The organism is Oerskovia sp. NPDC056781, assembly GCF_042789955.1.
GTDB lineage: Bacteria > Actinomycetota > Actinomycetes > Actinomycetales > Cellulomonadaceae > Oerskovia > Oerskovia rustica.
This window is the reverse complement of the sequence record NZ_JBHUAD010000376.1, coordinates 1-2052: the sequence shown is the minus strand read 5'-3', so window position 1 is coordinate 2052 and position 2052 is coordinate 1. Positions and strand designations below refer to the sequence as shown.

2 protein-coding genes and 1 pseudogene are annotated in these 2052 nt (G+C 69.9%); 1 reads left to right on the top strand and 2 read right to left on the bottom strand.

Features of this window, described 5'->3' with window-relative positions; genetic code table 11:
- Window positions 1–144: 144 nt before the first annotated feature.
- Together rsrA and ACFRCR_RS18510 are read right to left on the bottom strand one after the other, a co-directional pair.
- Window positions 145–468, bottom strand: a complete 324-nt coding sequence (rsrA, locus tag ACFRCR_RS18515) for a mycothiol system anti-sigma-R factor (protein ID WP_138823479.1) — start codon at window positions 466–468, stop codon at window positions 145–147.
- Window positions 465–1271, bottom strand: a complete 807-nt coding sequence (locus tag ACFRCR_RS18510) for a sigma-70 family RNA polymerase sigma factor (protein WP_372440752.1) — start codon at window positions 1269–1271, stop codon at window positions 465–467. The genes rsrA and ACFRCR_RS18510 overlap by 4 nt, the downstream gene beginning before the upstream one ends.
- Window positions 1272–1424: 153 nt before the next feature.
- Here ACFRCR_RS18510 and ACFRCR_RS18505 point away from each other — a divergent pair.
- Window positions 1425–1961, top strand: a pseudogene (locus tag ACFRCR_RS18505) (ferritin); the annotation flags it as partial.
- Window positions 1962–2052: the final 91 nt, after the last annotated feature.

The following is a 2052-nucleotide window of genomic DNA, read 5'->3' as shown; positions in this document are numbered from 1 at the left end:
GTCCTCACCTCGGTGAGGACGGGCCCTTTCGACGTTCGCGGCGGCGGCACCGTCGCCGTGAGCGAGGCCCGCCGCGCAACATCGCCGGGCGGCCGGCGCGGACGGGCAGAGGTGCCCGACGGCGTCACGCCTCCGGGCGGCGCGTCAGATGCCCTCGATGACCGTCGTCGTACGCAGCACGGTGAACTGCGCCTGGATGCGCAGCCGGAGCTCCACGGGAGCCTGCTCGTGGCACGAGCGGCGCACGAGCTGCTTGACCAGCTCCTCGGCGCTCAGCTCGGCCAGGCACGGCGAGCAGTGCGCGACGTGCGCGCGCATTCGCACCTCGTCGTCGGAGGTCATCTCCGAGTCGAGGTACTCGTACAGGTGCTTGAGCGCGTGCTCGCACTCGGTCTCACCCTCGGTCGAGTGGGGGATCGGCACGATGACCTCGTCCTGCGCCTCCGTGCCCACGTTCTGCTGACTCACGACTCACCTCCGGGGGTCTTGGCCCCCACCAGTCCTCGGTCCTTTGCGTAGTCGCTCAGGAGATCACGCAGCTGGTGCCGACCGCGGTGGAGCCGCGACATCACGGTCCCGATCGGCGTGCCCATGATCTCGGCGATCTCCTTGTACGGGAAGCCCTCGACGTCCGCGTAGTACACGGCCATCCGGCGGTCCTCCGGCAGCTCCTGGAGAGCCTTCTTCACGTCGGAGTCCGGGAGCCGGTCCAACGCCTCGGCCTCGGCCGAGCGCAACCCCTGCGACGTGTGCGACGCCGCACGGTGGATCTGCCAGTCCTCGACGTCCTCCGCCGCGGACTGCAGCGGCTCGCGCTGCTTCTTGCGGTAGTTGTTGATGAACGTGTTGGTGAGGATCCGGTAGAGCCACGCCTTGAGGTTGGTGTCCGGGCGGTACTGGTGGAACGCGGCGAACGCCTTGGTGAACGTCTCCTGGACCAGGTCCTCCGCGTCGGTCGGGTTGCGCGTCAGGCGCAGCGCCGCCGAGTAGAGCTGGTCGAGGTACACCAGCGCGTCGCGCTCGAAGCGCGCCGAACGGGCCGCGTCGTCCTCCGTGGAAGGAGCCCGGTGGGTGTCCTCGGCGTCATCGGCGCCCGAGAGGTCGCCTGCGCTGCTGCTGATCTGGTCCGTCATCGACAACGAGCCTAGTCCTCCTGCCGGTCGGGTGTCCGCCGAGAGCGCAGAAGGTGCGACCGCGCCGAACGGCACGACCTCGAGGCTCGGTGCGGCGGGGGCGCTCACGGCCGCTTCCGCTTCCAGTACACATGTCACGCTCAGCACAACCGCCCGGTGCGCCGTGTCATTCCCGCAGTGGCCGGATCCCGCGGTTCGCGCGCCTCCCGGGGCGGCAGAGGCAAGCCTGTGCTCGGTGAGGACAGGCAACCATCGGGTGTGCTCGGGCCCGATCCTCGCTAGCGTGACCGCATGACGACCACGACTCCCGACTCCCGGTTCCGCACCCTCCTGCGCGAGCAGGTCGGACACGAGCTCGACGCCCACCAGCAGTACATCGCGATCGCCGTGTGGTTCGACTCGCACGACCTGCCGCAGCTCGCCGCGCACTTCTACCGCCAGTCGGTCGAGGAGCGCAACCACGCCATGATGATCGTGCAGTACCACCTCGACCGTGACCTGGAGATCTCGATCCCCGGCACGGGCGCGGTGCGCAACGACTTCGACTCGGTGCTCGAGCCCCTCCAGCTCGCGCTCGACCAGGAGAAGCAGGTCACCGACCAGATCGAGGCCATCTTCCGCGCGGCCCGCGAGGAGGGTGACGCCCTGGGCGAGCAGTTCCTCCTGTGGTTCCTCAAGGAGCAGGTCGAGGAGGTCGCGTCGGCCACCACGCTGCTGACGGTCGCCCGCCGTGCCGGCGAGAACCTGTTCGACCTCGAGAACTACGTGGCCCGCGAGACCATCGGGGACGGCGGAGAGTCCGCGGACGCCCCCGAGGCTGCCGGCGGCGGCGCCCGCGGTGGCGAAGGTGACGGTCTGCGCGAAGATGCCGCCCATGAGGAACTCGCGGTAGGCGCTGGCGCTGAGCCCGGCCCCGGGG